We start from the raw sequence: 19,988 nt of genomic DNA, 5'->3' as shown, positions 1-19,988 counted from the left end.
TAAGGATTATGATTACAGCTCTTGAAGCTGTACTTTGGCATATAGTTGCTGAATGTGCTCCTGATCAGCCAGGTCATCTGCAAATGCCGTAGCACTGCCGCAGGCCGTACCCATCTTGAACGCTTCCACCGCATTTCCTGTTCGCGCATACGTGCCCACAAAGCCGCCGATCATGGAATCTCCGGCACCGACGGAATTTTTCACCTGTCCGGGAGGGACGCTGGCATGGTACACCTGCTCTTCACGAAGCAGCAGCGCTCCTTCTCCAGCCATAGATATCAACACATGCTGTGCGCCCAGGCCAAGCAGCCGTCTTCCATAGCTAATCAGCTCATCTCGGGTACGAATCTCGGTCTGAAACAGCTCTGCGAGCTCGTGATGGTTTGGCTTGATGACCAGCGGCCTGGAGGGCAGCGCCTCAAGCAGTGCCGCGCCCGTCGTATCGATGACGAATTCTGCGCCCTGCTCCTTGCAAATCTGGATGCATCGGTTGTAATACCCCTCGCCCAGCGAAGGAGGAACGCTGCCGGACAGAACTACAATGTCTCCCTGCCGGAGGCTGGCTGCCAGCCTTGTCAACAGCTCTTCTGCTTCAGCAGGCTCAATGACCGGCCCCTGACTGTTAATCTCTGTTTCTGCGCCGTGCTTCAGCTTGATGTTGATCCGGGTATCCTTACGAATATGAATGAAATTGGACTCCATACGATGCTCCTTCAGCCGTTCCTCTATAAATTGTCCGGTGAATCCGCCTACAAAGCCCATAGCGACATTGTCCGCTTCAAGCTCATTCAAAATTCGGGACACGTTAATCCCCTTGCCGCCGGCATATTTCATATCCCGCTTCATTCGGTTCAACCCGCCAAGTGCAAGCTCCTCCAGCTCTACCACATAGTCAATAGAAGGGTTTAGCGTGATTGTATATATCATTGTGATCCCTCGATTATTTTAGTTTTGTTGGCGAAGGACTCGCGCCAGGCCTCTGGCATCCGGTCCGTAATCAGTGCCGCCTCCTGCACCTCCAGCACCTTGGCAAAAGACACCTCTCCAAACTTGCTGGCATCGGCCAGCACATAGCTTGCACTCGACAGCTGATGTGCCCGGCGTTTAATCAGCGCCTCCTCCGGATCGGGCGTCGTGTATCCCATTTGAACATCGGCCCCGTTCGTGCCCAGAAAGCAGCGGTCAAAGCGAAAATGCTCCATGTTTTGAAGCGCAATGCTGCCAATGACTGCCCGGGTCCTTGTTTTCATTTTTCCCCCGAGTAAATAACTGTCGATCTGCTGGTCAGCCAAAGCCTCGATATGGGACAGACCGTTGGTAACCACCGTGACCCCGCGCGCGGAGATCAACGGAATCATCGCCAGCGTCGTCGTTCCGGCATCAATGTAAATATATTCCCCATCCTTCACTTGCATCGCCGCAAGGGAAGCAATCTTACTCTTCTCATGAATGTTTCTGGATGATTTCTCCTCCAGACCCTGCTCCGGAAGCTTATGTCCTGGAAGAGAAGCTCCACCATGAATCCGCTTCAGCAGCCCGCGCTCCTCCAGATCCACCAAATCGCGGCGAATCGTAGATTCCGAAGCCTCCAGCAAAGTGACAAGCTCTTGGAGCTTTACGACTCCGCTCTCTTGTAAGCGCTGTATTATTATTCGATATCGTTCTTCGGTCAGCATCTTTCATCGCCTCCACTGTTATTCTACCACAAATTCATTCAAAAACAATCACAAATATTCATTATCATCCAAAAGCGTGCAGCTCCCGATAAGTTTGCGGAGTCATGCCCACATATTCTTGAAAACGGCGTATAAAATAGCTGCTCTGAGAGAAGCCGGAAGCTATGGCAATGTCCTTCACAGGAAGACGGCTGGTCACCAGTAGCTTCTTAGCCTCAATAATCCGGCTTTCGTTCAGGTACTGAACAGGCGTCATGCCCATAATCCGGTGAAACGTCCGGCTGAAATGCGAAGGGCTATAGCCAACCACGGCAGCCAGCTCCGCCAGGCTGTTATGCTCTGCAACATGATGCCGAATGTATTCAGCACTTCTATGGATTCGCTCCCGCTCACTGTATATAGACATGGCGTCCCAGGGGCTGCTTTCTCTTCTTAGCTCCAGCAGCAGCTCATACAGCAGCGCTGACAGCCGGATCTCTGCTCTTTCGTTGCGGACTTCGCACTGGGCAATCATGTCGTCCAATAATCCCTGCACCGCCGCCGGATTGGAAAAATGAAATTTCCAGCACCGTCCACCCGCAAGCACGGATCCCAGTAGCTGCTCGACCCCGTCACCCTGAAAATGAATCCAGTATACGTCCCACGGTTCTTTATCATCAGCCCTATAGTGCTGCTCCGCATGGATGTCATATAAAAATCCCGTTCCCGTCGTCATTTCGTGTACCTCACGCCCTTCCCGAACCGTCCCCTTGCCTGAAAAGACGAGATGAAGATTGTAGGAGGATAACCAGCCAGCAGGCCGGTCAACCTGATGATGCGGCAAATGCTGATAACGGCCAATCCATTCCGGATAGCATACATATGGCATGAAGGACGGAGACGGTGGATAAAAGTGAGTGTTCACGGACAATCCCTCCAGCAAAATATTATTATCCAATCAAAACATTAATATTTACAGTACCAGAAATAAAGGTAAAAATAAATTCAGATCTATCACAATGAGCGCAAATGATTATTATGGAGGTGTTTTTTGCATGAATGCTTACCTGCCGCTGAAGTCCCCACGAGACTGGGAGAATCCGGCCCTGCTGCATCGAAACCGCGAGCCGATGCATGCCCCGTGGGGGGCTTATGAATCCTTCTCGCAAGCACTTCAAGGAGATCGCCGCCTGTCTTCTTACGTACAGGTGCTGGATGGAGATTGGAAGTTCAAGCTGTTCCCGAGTCCATCATCCGTGACAGAGCACTTTTATGAGCCCTCCTTCGATGCCTCCTCCTGGGATGACATCCAGGTCCCGGGGAGCTGGGAGCTTCAGGGCTATAGTGCCCCGGTCTACACGAACATCAGATATCCTTTCCCGGCAGATGACGAGCACGCCGCTCACCTGAGAGCGCACAAGCCGGAAGAGCGGGACAGTATTTTCCTGCCGCTCTCGCCGCCGAACGTACCGGAGGATAATCCCACCGGCTGTTACCTGAGCACCTTTAACCTTCCGGAATCCTGGTCTGAACGTGAGCAGTTTATCCAATTCGGATCAGCGGAATCGGCGTTCTATGTATGGGTGAACGGCATTTGTGTCGGGTTCTCCAAGGATAGCAAGCTGGAGGCGTCCTTCCGCATAACCGATTACGTCCGCTCCGGCACCAATACGCTGGCTGTGCAGGTTATGCGCTGGTCTGACGGCACTTACCTGGAGGATCAGGATTACTGGCATCTGTCAGGCCTTCACCGCTCCGTCGTCTTGTTCAGCAAGCCGCGGCAGCATTTGCGTGACATGAAGGTTCTTGCGGTACCGGAGCCGGATCTTCGTTCCGCCAAGCTGGTCGTTCACGGATATGTAAATCGAAACGGAAACTATGATGATTACCAGGTCAAGGCGCATTTATTTTCCCCGGATGGAGGACTGGTATGCTCATTGCCGGCGCAGCAGGTGTCGGCACTTAGTCCCATGTACAGCCGGGCAGCACACCTGCCGGAGGATGGGGCAGCTCTGCTGCAGACCGAGCTGCAGGAGCCTATTCTATGGAGCGCGGAGAACCCCAGCCTGTATACACTGGTACTGACCCTGCTGGATCCTTCCGGACAGGAGGTCGATTATGAGAGCTGCAGGGTCGGGTTCCGCAGAATCGACCGCTCACCGGAGGGAGTGATCCTGCTGAACGGACGCCGTTTGATCATCCGGGGCGTGAACCGTCATGAGCATCATCCAGAAACCGGAAGAACAATGAGCCGCAGCCAGATGCGCCAAGAGCTGCTGCGGATGAAACAGCTGCATTTCAATGCCGTACGCACCTCCCATTACCCCAACGATCCCGACTGGTACGAGCTCTGCGACGAGCTTGGCATGTATGTGGTAGACGAGGCGAATCTGGAGACTCATGGTGTGCAAGGGAATTTGTCCAATGATCCGGAATGGGCCTCTGCCTATTTGGAGCGGGGCATTCGTATGGTGCTTCGGGACAAGAACCATCCTTGCATTCTGTTTTGGTCCCTCGGCAATGAATCCGGCGCGGGTCCTCATCATGCCGCGATGGCGGGCTGGATTCGTTATTATGATCCTTACCGGCTGGTTCAATATGAAAGCGGTGATCCCGGCGCCATTCTTTCAGACATCCGCTCCCCCATGTATCCTTCGCTGGATTGGGTGGCTGAAGCAATGTCAGACCCTACGGATTCCCGGCCGTTTATCGTGTGTGAATATGCGTATTCCAAGAGCAACAGCAATGGAAATCTGGATAGCTTCTGGGAGATGGTGCGCAGGTTTCCACGATTCCAGGGCGGATTCGTCTGGGATTGGAGTGACAAAGCTATTACGCAGCTGCTGTCAAAAAGCTTGAAGCGGTGGGGCTACGGCGGAGATTTCCATGAATCGGTCGTGGACCCGGTTCCCGACATGTGCCTGAACGGTGTCGTTTCTCCGGACCTGGCTCTGCATCCGGGAGCCTATGAGATCAAGAAGCTGCAGTCCCCCATCCTCATCGAGGCCGTTGATGGGCAACACGGGCAATTCTCTATCTCTAACCATTACCTGTTCACCGATCTGTCGCATGTCAGCCTTACATGGGACATTATCGTGAACGGCCGTCCCGTTCAGTCCGGGAGCCTGCCTTTGCCTGAGGTTATGCCGGAACAGAGCGTTTCCTTCTCTATTCCGGAGGCTGCGCCGGAGCATTGGCAGACCGGAGAGACGTTCATCAACCTGCGTGTTCTGCTGTCACAGGAGACGGTCTGGGCAGAGACCGGGTATGAGCTATATTGTCAGCAGCTGCCCCTTTCCAAGGCTATCGCCCCTCGGTTAAGCGGAAGTCTGACAGCCGGGAAGCTTGACCTTGATGAATCCCCCTCCTTCCTGACTGTCTCCGGGAAGTCATTTGCAGTAAGCTTTGACAAGAACAGTGGACGATTGAGCAGCTACCACTATGATAATCAACTCCTGCTGACTGCAGGGGCAGACCTGAATCTGTATCGGGCACCTACCGGCATTGATCGGGGGCAGGACCCGGCACATTCCTATGCCGGGGAATGGGAGAAACTAGGCTTGCACAAGCTGCAGATCCATCAGATGCACATGACTGCAATGCGCCTCTCTCCTCAGGAAGTGATGGTTGAGACCTTCTTCCGCATGGGAACGCCTGCACATGCGGATACCATATTCTACGCGGTTTCCTACCGGATTCAGGGAAACGGAAGCATAGACATTCGCCAGCAGACCGATACTGCCGCGCTGCCGGCTTCCCTCTTGCCGCGGATTGGCACTACGCTGACGGCAGCCCCTTCTCTGAGAAACGTGGAGTGGTACGGCCGAGGACCCCATGAGAATTATGCGGACCGCAAGAACAGCGCGCACTTTGGTCTCTATTCCATTCGTGCGGATGAGCCGTGCCCGTATATTGTTCCGGTTGAATACGGCGGAAGACAGGATACACGGTGGCTGAAGGTGACAAGCCCGAACGGATTAGGCTTGCAGATCCAGGGACATCAACCTTTTCATTTTGCGGTTCATATCCATAGTACGGAAGACATCGACAACGCCCGGCACGTGCATGAGCTGCCGAATGAAGGAACAGAGAACGTATATGTGCACCTGGATCATTTGCACAGTGGTCTGGGCGGTGACACGGGCTGGACGCGTAATATTCATCCGACATTTCAGGTGCTGCCAGGCCGTTATGAATACAGCTTCCGGGTCAGTCCGGTCGTAATGGAAGGCGGATAAGAAGAGCTTTCAGCACCTCAATCCCGCATTTAAACAAGGCGTTAGCCGGGAGTCTGAGGTGCTGTTTATCCAACCAGAGGGGAATTCCCCTCTGGTTTTGCTTAAGCTGGCATCCGCTCATAACGCGGACATAAAATCCTGCACGATTAACTCTAAAGAGCTATAGCTTCCTTTCAAGAGCTCCCTTATCATGAATAATCGTAACTACGATGTGTATGAACTTATAAAGGAGCTAACCCCATGAAACGAATGGAATATAACACCCCGCCCTCCTCCTCATCACCTGCTTCTAAAACCGTTGCCTCTTCCGCTGCCAAGCGGACGCCTTATTTGTACCAGGCGGTCTGGAGATGGCATTTTTACGCCGGCATTCTTATCGCTCCGTTTCTCGTCATTCTCGCATTTAGCGGAGCTGTATACTTGTTCAAGCCCCAGATTGAAGGCTATCTATACAGGGACCTGCTTCAGATTCAGCAGCCTGCGTCCCCAAGGCTTTCTGCGGATGAGCTGCTGGACTACGTGAAGCGGGAGTATCCCGGCACCGCCATAACCTCGTTCACCTTTTCTGATGACAGCAAAGCCGCTGTCAAGATGAGCGCAATCCGCAGCGGTACGATGTCCACGATGTATGCCAATCCATACACAGCCGAGATTACCGGCATTCTGGACAATGACAAGACCTTCACCAGCTACTTCAAAAAACTGCACAGCCAGCTTCTCATCGGCGGCACCTGGGCAAACCGGCTGGTCGAGCTCGCCGCCTGCTGGGCCGTAATCCTGGTCATTACCGGTTTGTATTTATGGTGGCCGCGAAGCAAATCAGCCGTGTGGGGCACCCTTCTTCCGAGACTGAGCAAGCCGGGAAGCCGCAGGTTTTGGCGTGATCTTCACGCTGTGCCCGCCTTTTGGCTCTCGATATGTATGCTGATCCTGATAGCAACCGGCCTTCCCTGGTCCGGCGTGCTGGGCGGTCAAATCAGCAAGCTTGCGAATGCGACTCATACCAGCTATCCTCCCTATGCCTTCAGCTTTATGGGGAAGCCGGAATCGGTCACAGTTACAAAAGAGATTGCCGAGCATGTTCCCTGGGCCACAGAGAACTTGCCCGTTCCTGCATCAGCGGCGGGCCGCTACCTTCCGCTGGCGTTACAGGAGGTGCGTGACATCGCAGACAAGCAGCGTATCGAGCTGCCGTATACGATTTCTCTCCCTCAAGGCGAGACTGGTGTCTATACGATATCCTCTGCCCACACCAGGCCCGTGCATAATGCCACCCTGCATATAGATCAATACAGTGGTGCGGTGCTGACGGATGTTCGGTTTGCGGATTACGGAATTCTGGGCAAGGCCATTACGCTCGGCATCGCCTTGCATGAGGGCCGGTTGTTCGGCTGGGTGAACCAGCTGCTCGGCCTTATAACCTGCATCGGAATTGTACTGATTGCTGTCAGCTCTTACGTCATGTGGCGTAAACGCAAGCCGCAGGGCAGGCTTGGGGCACCGGGCAGGCCGGAGGACCGCCGAACAACCCGGGTCCTGCTGCTGATCATGATGCTTCTGGGCCTCCTGATGCCGCTCGTCGGACTTTCTCTGATCATCGTCCTGCTTCTGGATCTGCTCATCATTCGGCGCATTCCTTCATTAAAGCACTGGTTCTCAGCTTAAACGAATAACTTAAAAAGGAGATTTCTATGAAATTGTCATTATTGCCTCATCCCTCGCTGTGGTTCAAGACCGCTGCGCTTCCCTTGCTGCTTATCCTGCTGCTAAGCGGATGCACCGTCAGCCCCTCTGCGGGTGCGGGCGGCCTGCTTCCACATCTCAATGCAGACCTGCAGCTGCCGGCGGAGCTGGTTCAGGGCCAGGACCATTCTTTTGAAGTAAAGGTTGAAGCCGGGGGCGCCCCCCTGCCAGGTGCTCTGGTCACCTTTGAGTTCTGGCTAGAGGACGAGCCGGACTCGATCCTTTCCATTCCAGCAGTTTCCGCCGATGCCGGACGATATACCGTTTCCTTTAATCCGGACCGTGATGGCTTGTATCAGGTACGCTCCCGAATATCCTCCGGTTCGCTGGAGTCTACCCTGACGCAGCGCTTTGCGATCGGGGAAGCCGCAGTCACCCGGCTGATTCAGCTGGAGCAGGATACTGCCGCCCCCGTAATAGAAAACTCTGCTGGCGGCCATCATCATTAGGCTGTGATTAGGCAGAATTCCCACTTGCATAGAGAACCTATGTTCGGTATATAATATGTACAAATCGTGCAGAACGGACAGGAGGGGATAAGGAGATGAAGCAGTCACCGCTGCAGACGCAGGAAGAGCTGCTGCTGGTCAAGGAATCTGCTGTCTTGCCTGTCTTGCTGGACGTTCTGGAACGGGATCTTGCCGGCATGGAGGGCTCTGGCCTGACCAAGCTGTACGTGCAGCGCGTGAAGGAGATTCAGAGCTCGATCATGACACGCTTGAGCCTGCTCAAGCACGAGAGCCGCTCCCGCAGCATTGCAATTATTCACACTCGACGGCGGGAGCACTCCCTTCACGTTTCTTATCTTTGCCGGGGATACCGTCATCAGATGGAGCTGCAGTGGGACTTCGTCAAGGCCGATCTCGAACGGCGCCTGGCAGGAGTGCTCCTCATCAATTTGGAGGAGGACTCCCGCGAACCTGTACACAACACACCTGCTGCTGAAAGGCTCAATAAACCAACATAGCGCAGCCTTCCCGAAGGAAGCTGCGCTGCAGGTTATAGCTTTATCGAATTGCCGGTGTGAGCCGAGCGTAGAGCCGCATCGGTGATGGCCATGGTTTTCAAGGCGTCTTCATACGAAGACAAGATCCGCGAAGCATCGCCTGTTCGTACGGCATGAATAAAGGCATCATTCTCACGTTCGTACGGATTGCCTGTGTTAGGATACTCCACCCACTCTCCCAGCTCTCGCACTCGAAGCTGATTGTGCTGCAGCTCCAGGCTGCCCTGCTCCGTATAGATCGTCAGGCCCACACGCTCTGTCTCCGGCAGGATACAGGTGTTGGAGATTGTCGCAACCGCGCCGCTGCGCAGCTTCATGGTTACAGTGCCTACATCATGCACCGTTACATCCTCATACTGCTCCTGTATCGCCCGCTGGGCAAACGCAGCATACACTTCGTCCACCTCTCCCATGAGGCAGCGCAGCAGATCCACAATATGTGTCGTCTGCTCTATGAACTGTCCTCCCGAGCCATCCTGCTTTCTCCACCAATATACCTGCGGCATATCGCCCATCCAGTAGCCCAGCGCCATGCCGGCTTTCCGGTGCCGAAGCAGCTCCGCTGCCCGTGCTGCTGCATCCGTGTACCGGAAATGATATCCCACAGAAGTGATTAATCCTGTCTGGCTTACCTCGTGCGCAATCTGGCGCGGCGTTTCCAGCTCTGCAGCGAGCGGCTTCTCAACCAGGAACGGAATACCACGGCGGATGAGCTGATGCTCAATGTCCCCATGGGCAAACGGCGGCACACAAATATATACGGCATCCGGCTTTACAGCATCGAGCATCTGCTCTACATGATCATAAGCTGCGGCGGATGCATATCGGCCGGCGGCTTTCTCCGCTTTCTCCATACTGGTGCCTACGAACGCCGCTACCTCCACCCCGTCCATCCGGGTCAAAATATCTCCGTGTGTTTTACTAAACCAGCCGGTACCAATGATTGCTGTTTTTAAAGTCATAGCTGCCTCCTTTAGCTGCTGTCGATGATTGCGTCACATTTAAACATTTCTCTCCCTCATTATATAGCCCCATCCATTTCATAGACTATTAAAAGTTGTATTTATCAGGATTCCACAAATAGTCCATATAATTATATCTTCCAATAGGCTCAAAGGACTTTAAATCCTCATCAAACTCAAAAACCATAATTTCGCCTTTTAAGCCGGAATTCAGGCTTGTATCCACCACAGCGATTCTGTTCTCAGCCAGCTGCACGACGGCCTCACTTCCCTCATGCCCCTGAACCGTATAATTCGAATGACTCGGAGCTGACGGGTACGGCTTAAATGCAATCACAATCAGACACAATAAAATCCCTTTTAAAACTCTCGAGCTGCTTTTGTGCTCCATCGTCCTGCCTCCCATTCCCCTTTTTCAAAGCTTATACATGTATAACACTGCTCCTCTAGGGAAGTTTGGTTTTTTGTGGATGGATGGATTGAAGTTTACCAGGACGATCGCTGAAGCTGGTCAAAAAAATGGGCCGTCCGTCTCATCATTTCCGAAGGGAGCTGTTTGGAGTGACTCCACTGTTTAGGAGACAGGCCATACATGCGCTTGAATTCCCGGCTAAACTGCGAGGAACTGACATACCCTACCTCTATAGCAGCATCGTTGACATTCATCCCTCCAGCCATCTTCATAGCCGCATGGTTTAGACGCATAGACTTCACAAACTGGATGGGCGACATCGTAGTCGCCTGCTTGAATTTACGGTGGTATACAGCCCGGCTCATCCCTACCTGTGCGGCCATATGATCAATGGTGAAACTTTGGTCCAAGTGGGCGGATAGATACGCAATAGAGCGGGAAATTTCATTACCGATTCCGAAGGCTCGCATGACAGATTCTCCTGCCTCTCCCTTCAACACAGTGTAGTATAGCTCCCGAAGTCTGCTGTCACCAAGCACGGCTGTATCTGCAGAGCTGCCGCCCAACTGCAGCAAACGGAATAAGGCTTCAGTAAATGCATCATCCCAATGCGCCAGTGTCAAGCCTTGCGGGACAGGGTCGCCTTTCGTTGTTCCAATTGCAGCCGAGACGCTTTCCATTTGGATAGCTAGTTCAGTCATCACTTTAGTGTTCAAAGAGATATAGACGCCCAGCAGAGGATTGTCCTGGGAAGCCGTCGGTGTTCCTGCCTCCACAGGCATAGACATGGAGCAGCACATATATTGACTGCTGTCGTACACATGAGATTTCCCATCCAATATCGCTTCTTTAGCTCCGCTTACGATGGCTACCACTGTGGGCTTGTACACCGCAGGAGCACAGCGAAGCGGAGTGCTGACCCGGAAGAGATGCACCCCTTTGATCCCTGTTTCCATCATGCCATCTTCCGTCATTTTCTCATCAATAAGCTGCTTAATTTGTTGTTTTTCCATAAGAAAAGTATAACATGCTACACCCTTAAATATTATACTCCTGATACAATCAGGCATATTTTTAAGATAAATACGCCTGGTGCTGTCCTTTTATGAGATTTATAATCAGTTTAGAACAGACACAAATAAAGGAGCTTATCTCATGGCCAATCATATAAAAGGGAACAAACAACGATTTGGAGCTAAAGGCTGGACACCAGAGCGAATAGGATCACTGGCAGGGAAAACCTATGTCATCACCGGCGCTTCCAGCGGTACGGGACTCGAAGCAACGCGATTGTTTCTTTCCAAAGGTGCAAAGGTCGTCATGCTGAACAGGAATGCAAAAAAATCGAAGGAGATCATTACCTCCTTAAAGCAGGAGTTCGGCAAGCATGCTGATGTGACGTTGATACAGATGGACTTGGCGGTGCAAGACTCTGTGCGGAAAGCCGCTGCAGAGGTCATGAAGAGGGTCCCTCACATCGACGCTCTGATCTGTAACGCCGCTATTGCACAAGTCGCTAAACAAGAGCTTACTGTGGATGGTTTTGAAAGCCAGCTTGGTGTTAATCATTTTGCTCACTTCCTGTTATGCGGCTTGCTATTTGAACGCATTGAACAATCCGAGGGACGAATTGTTGTCGTAGGCAGCAATGGCTATAAGATGGGCGAAAAGAGGATTTTGTTCGAAGACCTCAATTTTGATAGAAATTACTCTCCCTGGGCTTCCTACGCTCAAAGCAAGCTGGCGCAAATGATGTTTGCCTACGAGTTTCAGCGCCGAATTCAGGCTTCAGGTAAGCATGTCAAGGTATATGTTTGTCACCCAGGAGCCTCACGTACAAATTTATTACAGGATACGGCCGGCACCTTTCAGAAATCACTTTGGTCCGTACTATCTATTTTTGCCCAATCTGCAGAAAAAGGAGCTTGGCCTGAGGTGATGTGCGCAACGGAAGACGGACTGGAGCAAGCCAAATATTATGGCCCGACAAGGTTTGAGATGGTTGGTCCGGTCGGTGAATGCTCGCTAGAGACGTTTGCCCTAGATCACGAAATGGCAGAACGATTATGGACACTCTCCGAGCAGAACACCTCTTTGCATTGGCCGTTGTAGCAGGCGAGGTTGGTTCTGCTATCGCAGAATATATTTATGTTAATTGTGTATAGGCATCTTCCTACTCGACCCTGTACCGTAAATATAAAAAATGATCCCTGCAGCGCAGGAATCATCGTCTTACATCCATACTACTATAAAAACTAGAATTGAACAAAGCAACTGAATTGGTTCGGGTAGCTTGGCAGGAAGCGAAAAATAATTCCACTGCATCCCGAATTGAAACTGCAGTGAATGGTGTCGCTGCTACATCTGGTTTGCTCGCATTAATATTCATTACTTCAACTCCTTTGGCTGTAGGTGCTGGTTTGGCTAGTCATATCTCGACGGGCCTTGCCTCTCAGCCTTTTAAAGGTGGACTTGAAGCTGCCTTCAACCAAATGTCAAGCAATAACTACTCGTTTACTGCTAACGCTTCGAAGTGGAGACGTGTAGAATTCGACATTGCCTTTGTAGAATACGATCAAGGCGGAACAAGAACTCGTTATCCTCAACAAGCAACTGCTCTTAAACGCATTCAGATGATGGACGGAACTTGGATTAGCGCAACTTAGAAAAAAGACCGCACTAATTAATTAGTGCGGTCTTTTTTCATTTTCATTGATAGTATACTTTCCAAATAATGAAGAATAGAACTGTCACGACTAGCATTATAGCTGTCATCCAGAAAGAAACCATATGTTTGTTTGTATCTCTAAGGTATTTATACTCAAAAACACCCCTCACGCCCAAATATAACATTAATAAAATGCTGACCAAGGGATTAACCGGTGGTATAAACCATAAAGCTGCTAAGCATAAAATTGTAAAGGTAATTGTAGTCCAAATATATGGCTTATATCCATTAGTTTCATACATCTCCCCACCGTAACCCACATCAAGTGGTTTAACCATTTTCCATTTTAAAAACAACTGAACACAAGCTAATAATAAAAATGTGCCAATATAAATTCTCAATTAAGCCCACCTCATTTGGTTGTATTGTCTTAATTTTACTATAAGGTTTTGTTGTTTTGGAACAAATTACTTCAAGAAGCAATAGAATATATGTCTAAAATTCAGTGTTTTGTGCAAATGTCTGATCCACCTGGGGATGAAATTTGCCCGAATATCGGGTTTGCTTTCTTGTTTTTCTCTCAGATCGAATACACTCCTAATCATACACCCCCGAAATCCTTTACTACATCTAATATAAATTTAAACTATACTCCATGTTATCCATTTATATATATGAGCATTTTGCATTAATCTAAGCCCTTGAACTAAAAGGATTTTCAAACACAAAAAAGGGACTTCACCCCAAAATGGAGAAGTTTTCAAGTGACGAAACAAGAAAACCCCATAAGGAGTGAAGTCTCAGGGTATGGACAACCAAAACCAGGTTGCCCACCCCCTCGGTTCGCTCGGCAGCTATGTGATCTACCTACAAAACCACACCGCCCTGTAATTAATTTTCTCTTGACTTGAAAGGGTTAAATTCAAATCCTGGCATGGTTTGGATCAGGAAACGGGCATAGAATACCTACCTTAGCGTCTGCAATGAGAAATAGAGCGTGTAGACACTAGGTAAGTAGATGTTCATGCCGTGTAAGGTAGGACGAGGTTTCCGTCACACCTCGGATGGCGCTCGGCTTACGAAGCTTTCATGGAAGAGGTTCTATGTGAGCATTATAATAAATATAGGGAAAGTGGTGATGATTGTGGATTCAGTTCCGTTTTCTGAGTTAGGACTTTTTGTGTTAATCTTTGTTGCTTTGTTGGTCGTAACTTTGAGGAAACAGCGTAGAAAAAATCAGATTCGAGCCCTCGCTAGTTAATCGCTAACATCGAAACTATCGAATCGAAAGGAGTTGTGAAAGTTGAGGACGGTTAAGGAGTATAATGGGTTTAAATATCGAAAAGACGAAGAATACTTACATGTTTATTTTGAGCCTACGCCTCATAAAAAAGGATATATTCATTCTTTCAGGTTGTTGCCACGTCCTTTTTCAAGTATAGAAGAATTTATAATAAATGGAAGAGTATTTGAATGCAGTGACCTCCAAGCATTTGAAATATTTGATCCTGAAAAATCAGAACATTTAGTACGTACAGGCATAGGCTTTACTTGGCCCAACAATGGATTAAAAAAGTTCTTTGAAGTAGTGAATGTTGATTTTGATTTAGATGGATAAAAGAAAAAGCATTCTGCTGTAAAGCAAAATGCTTTTTCTTTCGGGATATAGTACCATTCGTATCAAAGCACCAACCTGTTATTAATGCTTCATATCTACCTGGTCTCAGATTAGGATTGAAGGTATCACTACTAGTTATCCCAGCAAAGTTCGAAGCGGAAATGTCCCAGTTGCTGACGTATGCGCCGGTGTTTGCATTTGTGATCTCAATATTCCCGTTAAAATAATAGAAGAAACTTAGACCAGGATTTACCGACCAAAACATTGTTCCATCGTCCCATTGATCTCCAGCGGTGTATACTATACGCACTGTATCACTCGTACCAGTACATGTTCTCAGTGGTTCAATTGATGTATTTGTTCGTTGAGTTTTTTGTGTTGCTTCATCGTAACAAAAATTTTCTGTGCTTGAAGGGTTGTCCTTAACAGAACTAGATGGTTTCTTAGGAGTGCCAGTTACGGGCTCAGTAGACTCTACTGATTTTGAAAATGGTAGTTGTGATTCAGTGTCTTGAATCGTAGATATGGCCGATGAGGACTGATCTTGAGAAGGCGAGATATAATGCTCAGCAGCTATACGGCCTCGATGTCTCTCCGACCTTCATCTCCAACGTGACCAACAAGATTAGCCCTCTCGTGAAAGAATGGCAGAATCGCCCCCTACAGAGCGTGTATGCTGTGGTGTTTCTGGACGCCATTCATTTCAAGGTGAAACAGGATGGGGCCATCGTCAACAAGGCTGCTTACATGGTCATTGGCATTGATTTGGATGGAAATAAAGACATTCTGGGCATGTGGATTGGTGAGAATGAAAATCCGCAACTCCACCACCCGTTATGTATCCTACAAAGATCTCAAGAAGGTGACCTCGGATTTATCTACAAGGCCACAACAGAGGAGATGGCTCTGCTAGAATTGGATCGGTTTGAGGAGATCTGGGGCACCAAATATCCACTCATTGTCCGTTCCTGGCGCAACAACTGGGAAGAACTTGCCACGTTCTTTAAGTACCCGCCTGAGCTTCGCAAGCTTATTTATACGACCAATATGATTGAGAGCTACCACCGCCAACTCCGTAAAGTAACGAAAGGGAAAAGCATCTTCTCTACGGATGAATCTCTTCTCAAAATGCTCTATTTAGTGACGGTCGATGTTACCCGCAAGTGGACAGGTCGTGTCCAAAACTGGGGCCAGATCCTGCTTCAACGATCCGTGTTTTATCCTGAACGGATTGGCCAGCACTTGCCTTAAAGAGCCACCTTCTCTTAACAGGGGGTACTCTTGATTTGGAGTTTACACAAACATATTGACAGACCCTTGAAATCCTACATGTTTGAAATTAACATATTTTCAAAAGCTTCATCTGGATTATCAGTGTTATTTATATGTAACCACTCTTTGAAGTCTCCCTCATAAGTTATTCTTCCTTTGTTAAGGATGATTAGATGAGAATCCAAATACATTAAATCTTGAAGCTGATGTGTAGATACAATACAAGTCTTCCCCTCTTTTATAAGGCTTCCAATTAATTCATATATCCTTTTTCTGGATGCGGGATCTACACCGCTTGTAGGCTCGTCAAAAATATACAATGAACGGTCTATCATTATTAGAATATGGATAAAAAACCACTTCCTCTCACCGATAGACATCTTTCCAATTCTTAACTCCCACAAATGCTCAAATAATTCCTTTTCACGTTGTGACATTTTTTTTGTGTAGTAACCCAATTCTTTTTCTATTGGTTTATCATCAATTCGCCTAACAAAATTCGCAAAATCTTTTCCTTTAATGACAGGCGAAAAAAAGAGACTCTGGGTCACATATAGAATATCTTGCATATGAGGTAGATTTATCTCTCCAGCTGCAGGGTTGAGCACACTTGTTATACAATCAAACATCGTGGTTTTACCCGAACCATTTACTCCAACGATTGCGTTTAATTTATTTGTATGCAATGAAAAAGACACACCCTGTAACACAAAATCTTTTGCTCTTGGATATTTAAATTTTAGATTTTTAATATTCATGACATCTCCTCCTTTCGATGGATTCTATCTTTGTAGAACGGATATTAAATTTAATTTTTTTGAAGATATGTAACCTACGATACCAAAAAATAAAAATGAGATAGATAGTGGGACATATAAAACTTCATGCTGGAACCATCCAAATAACACACCCATATTTAACGAGATTTCATAAATAAATGTGAATGGATTGAAAAACTCTAAAAACCCGATATGTTTCAGATCGACATTAATAGCAATTAAAAAAACTGGATACATGAGAATATTTAATAGGGTAGAAACGCTGGACACCTGAACAGGTAAAAGCGCTATACCAAACGCAGCAAATGCTAAAGGCATGGATATAAAGACTGTAATCAGCATTAATATCAATAATTTAAATGAAAAGATATCATAAATAAGGGTCAGGATCGTTGTGAAAATCATTAAACTTAAAATAGCAAAAGCAACTTGTGTCAGGACTATCCCAAAAATGATAGGGTATTTACTGCCTGCTATTAAAGTATACGTCTTCAATAAACCACTTTCTTTAAGCCTTGCTGATTGTAATCCAATTCCATTTAAAAACGTACTAATGATAATAAATGCCCAAAACCAAAACATATATTTCATCATATCCAAATTACTGCTTGTAGAATCCAATACTCCCCTTTGCATAACTAATGCTATAAAAAGAGGGAAAATCACCGTCCACACAAACGCCACCTTTTCAAAAAGCAACATTTTTAAATTCAGTAAAGAAAAGCCAAATGTTCTTCTCACACTATTCTACTCCCTCGCAAACAATTTGATCTTTATTATCAAGTCATCTAAGGAACCAATCCTTTGTTCAACTACCCGACAACATCTGCTGAATAATGAAGCTTTGTTTCCTCGTCCGCTCCTCCGTACGTTTAGAAAAACACGCCGCGAGCGTAAGGTGGTAAAAATGAAGATCAACCCTCTTCGATAGAAAGCCCTCCAACAGCTCTAACCCCTTCAACAGCGAGTAAATACATTTCATGCTCCATCGCCAGCTCGCGGACCCATTCCCGGTAATCTTGCTCCGCTGCCGAGCGTTCTGCCTCTGTTAAATATCGATCCTCTACTAGCTGATGCCCCCGGCTCGCAGCAACCTCCGCCCAAATTCCCGCTGCGGTTTCAAAACCTTCCCATCCTCTAACGCTTTTTTCCGATTGATTCGTTACGCTCACCTGAGTTAATGCATTTTGCTTAAAATAAACTTCCAGCTGATCTGCAATGGCATTGTCCATCCCAACATCGCTCCGCCAATCTAAAAACCTGCGGTAGAAATGCGCCATGGATGCAGGAAACTCCGGTTCTGTGCGGAGCTTTTCATGATTATAATCAAGCACCAACACCTTTCCTCCCAGCTTTACTGCCCGAATCATTCGCTGTAGCGCTAACTCGGGCTGATCCAGCCATTGAAGTACACGGGAGGCATTAACAACATCGAAGGCTGCCTCATAACCCATCTGATATATATCCCTCACCTCAAACGACAGCTGCGGAATATGCCGGTACCGTTCCTTTGCTTCTATAATTAATGCTTCGCTGCTGTCTATACCAACGACTTTGCCGCCAGGGCCAACCAGTTCTGCAATGCCGTAGGTTATCGCTCCGTTTCCGCAACCAACGTCCAGTATGTGCATGCCTGGCTTGACTAATTCGCTCAACCGTTTGTTTGAGTGGTGTATGGACCTGCTGTTCAAGATCCGGTTAGTACTTTGCGGCATCTTCGCTCTGTTTAATGCCTGTTGGTTCATTATGAGTCGCCTCCTTATGTTTGCTAGCCATTTGAAGTCCTTACCAATTTTTTCATATAGCTTAACTTAAAATTCTTCCAAAGACAATGACAGACCTAACAGAACTATATTTACCACTTGAATAAAGAACGTATGTTCGGTGTATAATATATTAAACGATCCTCGAGCACACATACAAAGGCCGGCAGGATGCCGGCGAATCGCTGATCCTTTACATAAGAGTCTGAAGGAAGGGAAGGAATGAGAACATGCGTAAACGTCAGCAGCGTGTTATTTTTCTGGCCGACTGCCAATCCTTTTATGCTTCTGTGGAGAAGGCCTCCCATCCCGCTTACCGCACCAAGCCGCTGGTCGTCTCCGGCGATCCCTCCCGGCGCAGCGGCATCATTCTGGCCGCCTGCCCCCTTGCGAAGGCTTATGGCGTAACGACTGCCGAGCCGCTGTGGCAGGCTCAGCAGAAATGCCCGGAGGTCATTGTCACCCGGCCGCGCATGAGCGCCTATATCCGCGTGTCGCTCGCCATTATGAGCATCCTGGAATCCTACTCGGATCTGGTGGAGCCGTTCAGCATTGACGAGCAGTTTGTCGATGTGACAGCAAGCCTCTCACACTTTAACTGCACGCCTGCGGAGCTGGCACGCCATATCCAGATGCGCGTCCGGGAAGAAACCGGTATTTATACCCGCATTGGCATTGGACGCAACAAGATCCTGGCCAAGATGGCCTGCGACAACTTCGCGAAGAAGAATGAGTCCGGCATTTATGAGCTGGATGAGCAGCATCTGGATGCCCTCTGGGCTCGTCCCGTGAACAGTATGTTCGGCATCGGCTCCCGCACGATGCGCCATCTGGCCCGCCTTGGAATCCATACCATCGGGGAGCTGGCACAGACGCCTCTGGGTGAGCTCAAGCGGAAAATGAAGCGCCATATGAAAAAAAACTGCGATATCTGGTGTGAGGTGCTGTGGCGGACCGCAAACGGCATGGACGACTCCCCTGTCACCCCGGACGCTTTTGACGGACAAAAGGGTATCGGGCGGCAGACCACGCTTCCGGTGGATTACCATGCCCGGGAAGATATTGACGTGGTGCTGAACGAGCTGTCCATGCTGATTTGTGAACGCGCCCGGGCCAAGGGCTATATGGGAACCGTGGTGCATGCCGGCGCGCAGGGTGCGGATTTTGACCGCCCTGTCGGCTTTTCCCGGCAGCTGAAGCTGCCGGAGCCGAGCCAAATTTCCCGGGAGGTATATGACGCGGCCAAGAAGCTGTTCGATACCCACTGGGACGGCGGACCCGTTCGAAAAATCTGGATTTCCCTCGGAGAGCTCCAAAGCGATGAAGTATACCAGCCCTCCCTGTTCGGCAACCGCGACAGACTGAGGCATCTGGAGCTGACGATGGACGGGATCCGCCATTTGTTCGGGCCTGCCTCGGTGTACTTTGGGTCTTCCCTGAGAAACACCAGTCAGCTTAAATTTCTAAACGCCAAGATTGGAGGACATTACAAATGAAGAAGCTCGAAGGCAACGGATTGTGGCAATCCAGCCGGATGATGCTGTTCGAGCATCGGGATGCCATTTTATCCAAGCAGGAGCAGAAGCAGCGGCAGACCCGCCCGATCCTTGACGAACAGGAGACCGAGCGCATTGCGGAGAAGCTGAGTCAAGCCTACCACAGCGGTGCGACCGTACAGATCCAAGTATACGGAGAATATGGCAATCAACAGGTGGAGGGCAGCATCTCCCGCATTGATGCTCAGCTGCAGCGGCTGCGCATCCAGCATATGTGGATTACCCTGGCAGACATTGTCGAAGCAGCCATTGTCAGTCCTGCCGAAGACATTGAGGGGCTGGTCCCGTGACCGTTTCAGACTTTAGCCCAGCCCCG

19 protein-coding genes and 1 pseudogene are annotated in these 19,988 nt (G+C 49.1%); 10 read left to right on the top strand and 10 right to left on the bottom strand.

What is annotated here, in order from left to right; all coding sequences use genetic code 11:
- Positions 1–12: 12 nt before the first annotated feature.
- The 3 genes from pfkB to JJQ72_RS13580 all read right to left on the bottom strand — a co-directional run bounded on the left by pfkB (position 13) and on the right by JJQ72_RS13580 (position 2,580).
- Positions 13–927: a 1-phosphofructokinase gene (pfkB, locus tag JJQ72_RS13590; protein WP_208204009.1), complete on the bottom strand. Its 915-nt coding sequence runs from the start codon at positions 925–927 to the stop codon at positions 13–15.
- Positions 924–1,676, bottom strand: a complete 753-nt coding sequence (locus tag JJQ72_RS13585) for a DeoR/GlpR family DNA-binding transcription regulator (protein WP_138225433.1) — start codon at positions 1,674–1,676, stop codon at positions 924–926. The genes pfkB and JJQ72_RS13585 overlap by 4 nt, the downstream gene beginning before the upstream one ends.
- Before the next feature lie 64 nt (positions 1,677–1,740).
- Complete coding sequence (locus JJQ72_RS13580) at positions 1,741–2,580, bottom strand: helix-turn-helix transcriptional regulator (RefSeq protein ID WP_208204008.1); 840 nt, start codon at positions 2,578–2,580, stop codon at positions 1,741–1,743.
- 130 nt (positions 2,581–2,710) lie between these two features.
- Here JJQ72_RS13580 and JJQ72_RS13575 point away from each other — a divergent pair, with 130 nt between their 5' ends.
- From JJQ72_RS13575 to JJQ72_RS13560, 4 genes are all read left to right on the top strand, one after another.
- Entirely contained in the window at positions 2,711–5,893 is a 3,183-nt protein-coding gene (locus JJQ72_RS13575) for a glycoside hydrolase family 2 TIM barrel-domain containing protein (protein ID WP_208204007.1), read from the top strand.
- Positions 5,894–6,142: 249 nt separating this feature from the next.
- Entirely contained in the window at positions 6,143–7,558 is a 1,416-nt protein-coding gene (locus JJQ72_RS13570; RefSeq protein ID WP_208204014.1) for a PepSY-associated TM helix domain-containing protein, read from the top strand.
- A 26-nt stretch (positions 7,559–7,584) separates the two neighbouring features.
- On the top strand, positions 7,585–8,085 hold the full coding sequence (locus JJQ72_RS13565; RefSeq protein ID WP_138225432.1) for a FixH family protein: 501 nt from the start codon (positions 7,585–7,587) through the stop codon (positions 8,083–8,085).
- 95 nt (positions 8,086–8,180) lie between these two features.
- A complete protein-coding gene (locus JJQ72_RS13560) occupies positions 8,181–8,603 on the top strand; it encodes a YhjD family protein (RefSeq protein ID WP_175415248.1) in 423 nt (140 codons plus the stop codon).
- A 32-nt stretch (positions 8,604–8,635) separates the two neighbouring features.
- Here JJQ72_RS13560 and JJQ72_RS13555 read toward each other — a convergent pair whose 3' ends face one another.
- The 3 genes from JJQ72_RS13555 to JJQ72_RS13545 form a co-directional block, all read right to left on the bottom strand.
- Positions 8,636–9,604, bottom strand: a complete 969-nt coding sequence (locus JJQ72_RS13555) for a Gfo/Idh/MocA family protein (protein ID WP_138225431.1) — start codon at positions 9,602–9,604, stop codon at positions 8,636–8,638.
- Positions 9,605–9,692: 88 nt separating this feature from the next.
- Positions 9,693–9,995, bottom strand: coding sequence for a hypothetical protein (locus JJQ72_RS13550; RefSeq protein WP_138225430.1), 303 nt, complete (start codon positions 9,993–9,995; stop codon positions 9,693–9,695).
- Positions 9,996–10,090: 95 nt separating this feature from the next.
- On the bottom strand, positions 10,091–11,029 hold the full coding sequence (locus JJQ72_RS13545; RefSeq protein ID WP_208204006.1) for an AraC family transcriptional regulator: 939 nt from the start codon (positions 11,027–11,029) through the stop codon (positions 10,091–10,093).
- 142 nt (positions 11,030–11,171) lie between these two features.
- Here JJQ72_RS13545 and JJQ72_RS13540 point away from each other — a divergent pair, with 142 nt between their 5' ends.
- Both JJQ72_RS13540 and JJQ72_RS13535 read left to right on the top strand, forming a co-directional pair.
- Positions 11,172–12,128, top strand: a complete 957-nt coding sequence (locus JJQ72_RS13540) for an SDR family oxidoreductase (protein ID WP_208204005.1) — start codon at positions 11,172–11,174, stop codon at positions 12,126–12,128.
- A 149-nt stretch (positions 12,129–12,277) separates the two neighbouring features.
- On the top strand, positions 12,278–12,682 hold the full coding sequence (locus tag JJQ72_RS13535; protein WP_208204004.1) for a hypothetical protein: 405 nt from the start codon (positions 12,278–12,280) through the stop codon (positions 12,680–12,682).
- 43 nt (positions 12,683–12,725) lie between these two features.
- Here the strand turns inward: JJQ72_RS13535 and JJQ72_RS13530 are convergent, their stop codons facing one another.
- Positions 12,726–13,085 carry a DUF4181 domain-containing protein gene (locus JJQ72_RS13530; protein WP_208204003.1) on the bottom strand — a complete coding sequence of 120 codons (360 nt, stop codon included), beginning with the start codon at positions 13,083–13,085 and terminating at the stop codon, positions 12,726–12,728.
- 902 nt (positions 13,086–13,987) lie between these two features.
- Between JJQ72_RS13530 and JJQ72_RS13525 the strand changes: the two genes are divergently transcribed.
- Together JJQ72_RS13525 and JJQ72_RS13520 are read left to right on the top strand one after the other, a co-directional pair.
- Positions 13,988–14,302, top strand: coding sequence for a hypothetical protein (locus JJQ72_RS13525; protein WP_208204002.1), 315 nt, complete (start codon positions 13,988–13,990; stop codon positions 14,300–14,302).
- A gap of 567 nt (positions 14,303–14,869) precedes the next feature.
- Positions 14,870–15,553 (top strand): annotated as a pseudogene (locus JJQ72_RS13520) (transposase); the annotation flags it as partial.
- 74 nt (positions 15,554–15,627) lie between these two features.
- Here the strand turns inward: JJQ72_RS13520 and JJQ72_RS13515 are convergent.
- The 3 genes from JJQ72_RS13515 to JJQ72_RS13505 all read right to left on the bottom strand — a co-directional run bounded on the left by JJQ72_RS13515 (position 15,628) and on the right by JJQ72_RS13505 (position 18,098).
- Positions 15,628–16,332 carry an AAA family ATPase gene (locus tag JJQ72_RS13515; protein WP_138225427.1) on the bottom strand — a complete coding sequence of 235 codons (705 nt, stop codon included), beginning with the start codon at positions 16,330–16,332 and terminating at the stop codon, positions 15,628–15,630.
- A 24-nt stretch (positions 16,333–16,356) separates the two neighbouring features.
- Positions 16,357–17,094 carry a hypothetical protein gene (locus JJQ72_RS13510; protein WP_208204001.1) on the bottom strand — a complete coding sequence of 246 codons (738 nt, stop codon included), beginning with the start codon at positions 17,092–17,094 and terminating at the stop codon, positions 16,357–16,359.
- Between the two features lie 173 nt (positions 17,095–17,267).
- The gene (locus JJQ72_RS13505) at positions 17,268–18,098 is read right to left on the bottom strand and encodes a class I SAM-dependent methyltransferase (RefSeq protein ID WP_208204000.1); all 831 of its coding nucleotides are present in this window, start codon (positions 18,096–18,098) and stop codon (positions 17,268–17,270) included.
- A 248-nt stretch (positions 18,099–18,346) separates the two neighbouring features.
- On the opposite strand from JJQ72_RS13505, the gene JJQ72_RS13500 reads away from it, so the two are divergent.
- Complete coding sequence (locus tag JJQ72_RS13500) at positions 18,347–19,612, top strand: DNA polymerase IV (RefSeq protein ID WP_138225424.1); 1,266 nt, start codon at positions 18,347–18,349, stop codon at positions 19,610–19,612.
- Positions 19,609–19,962 (top strand): YolD-like family protein, encoded by a 354-nt coding sequence (locus tag JJQ72_RS13495; protein WP_138225423.1) that lies wholly within the window; start codon positions 19,609–19,611, stop codon positions 19,960–19,962. Before JJQ72_RS13500 ends, JJQ72_RS13495 begins: the two co-directional genes overlap by 4 nt.
- The last annotated feature ends 26 nt before the right edge of the window (positions 19,963–19,988 follow it).

The organism is Paenibacillus sp. F411 (assembly GCF_017582705.1).
Classification (GTDB): domain Bacteria; phylum Bacillota; class Bacilli; order Paenibacillales; family Paenibacillaceae; genus Paenibacillus_AQ; species Paenibacillus_AQ algicola.
The sequence above is the reverse complement of the archived record's forward strand: the minus strand, read 5'-3'. Positions and strand labels throughout refer to the sequence as shown.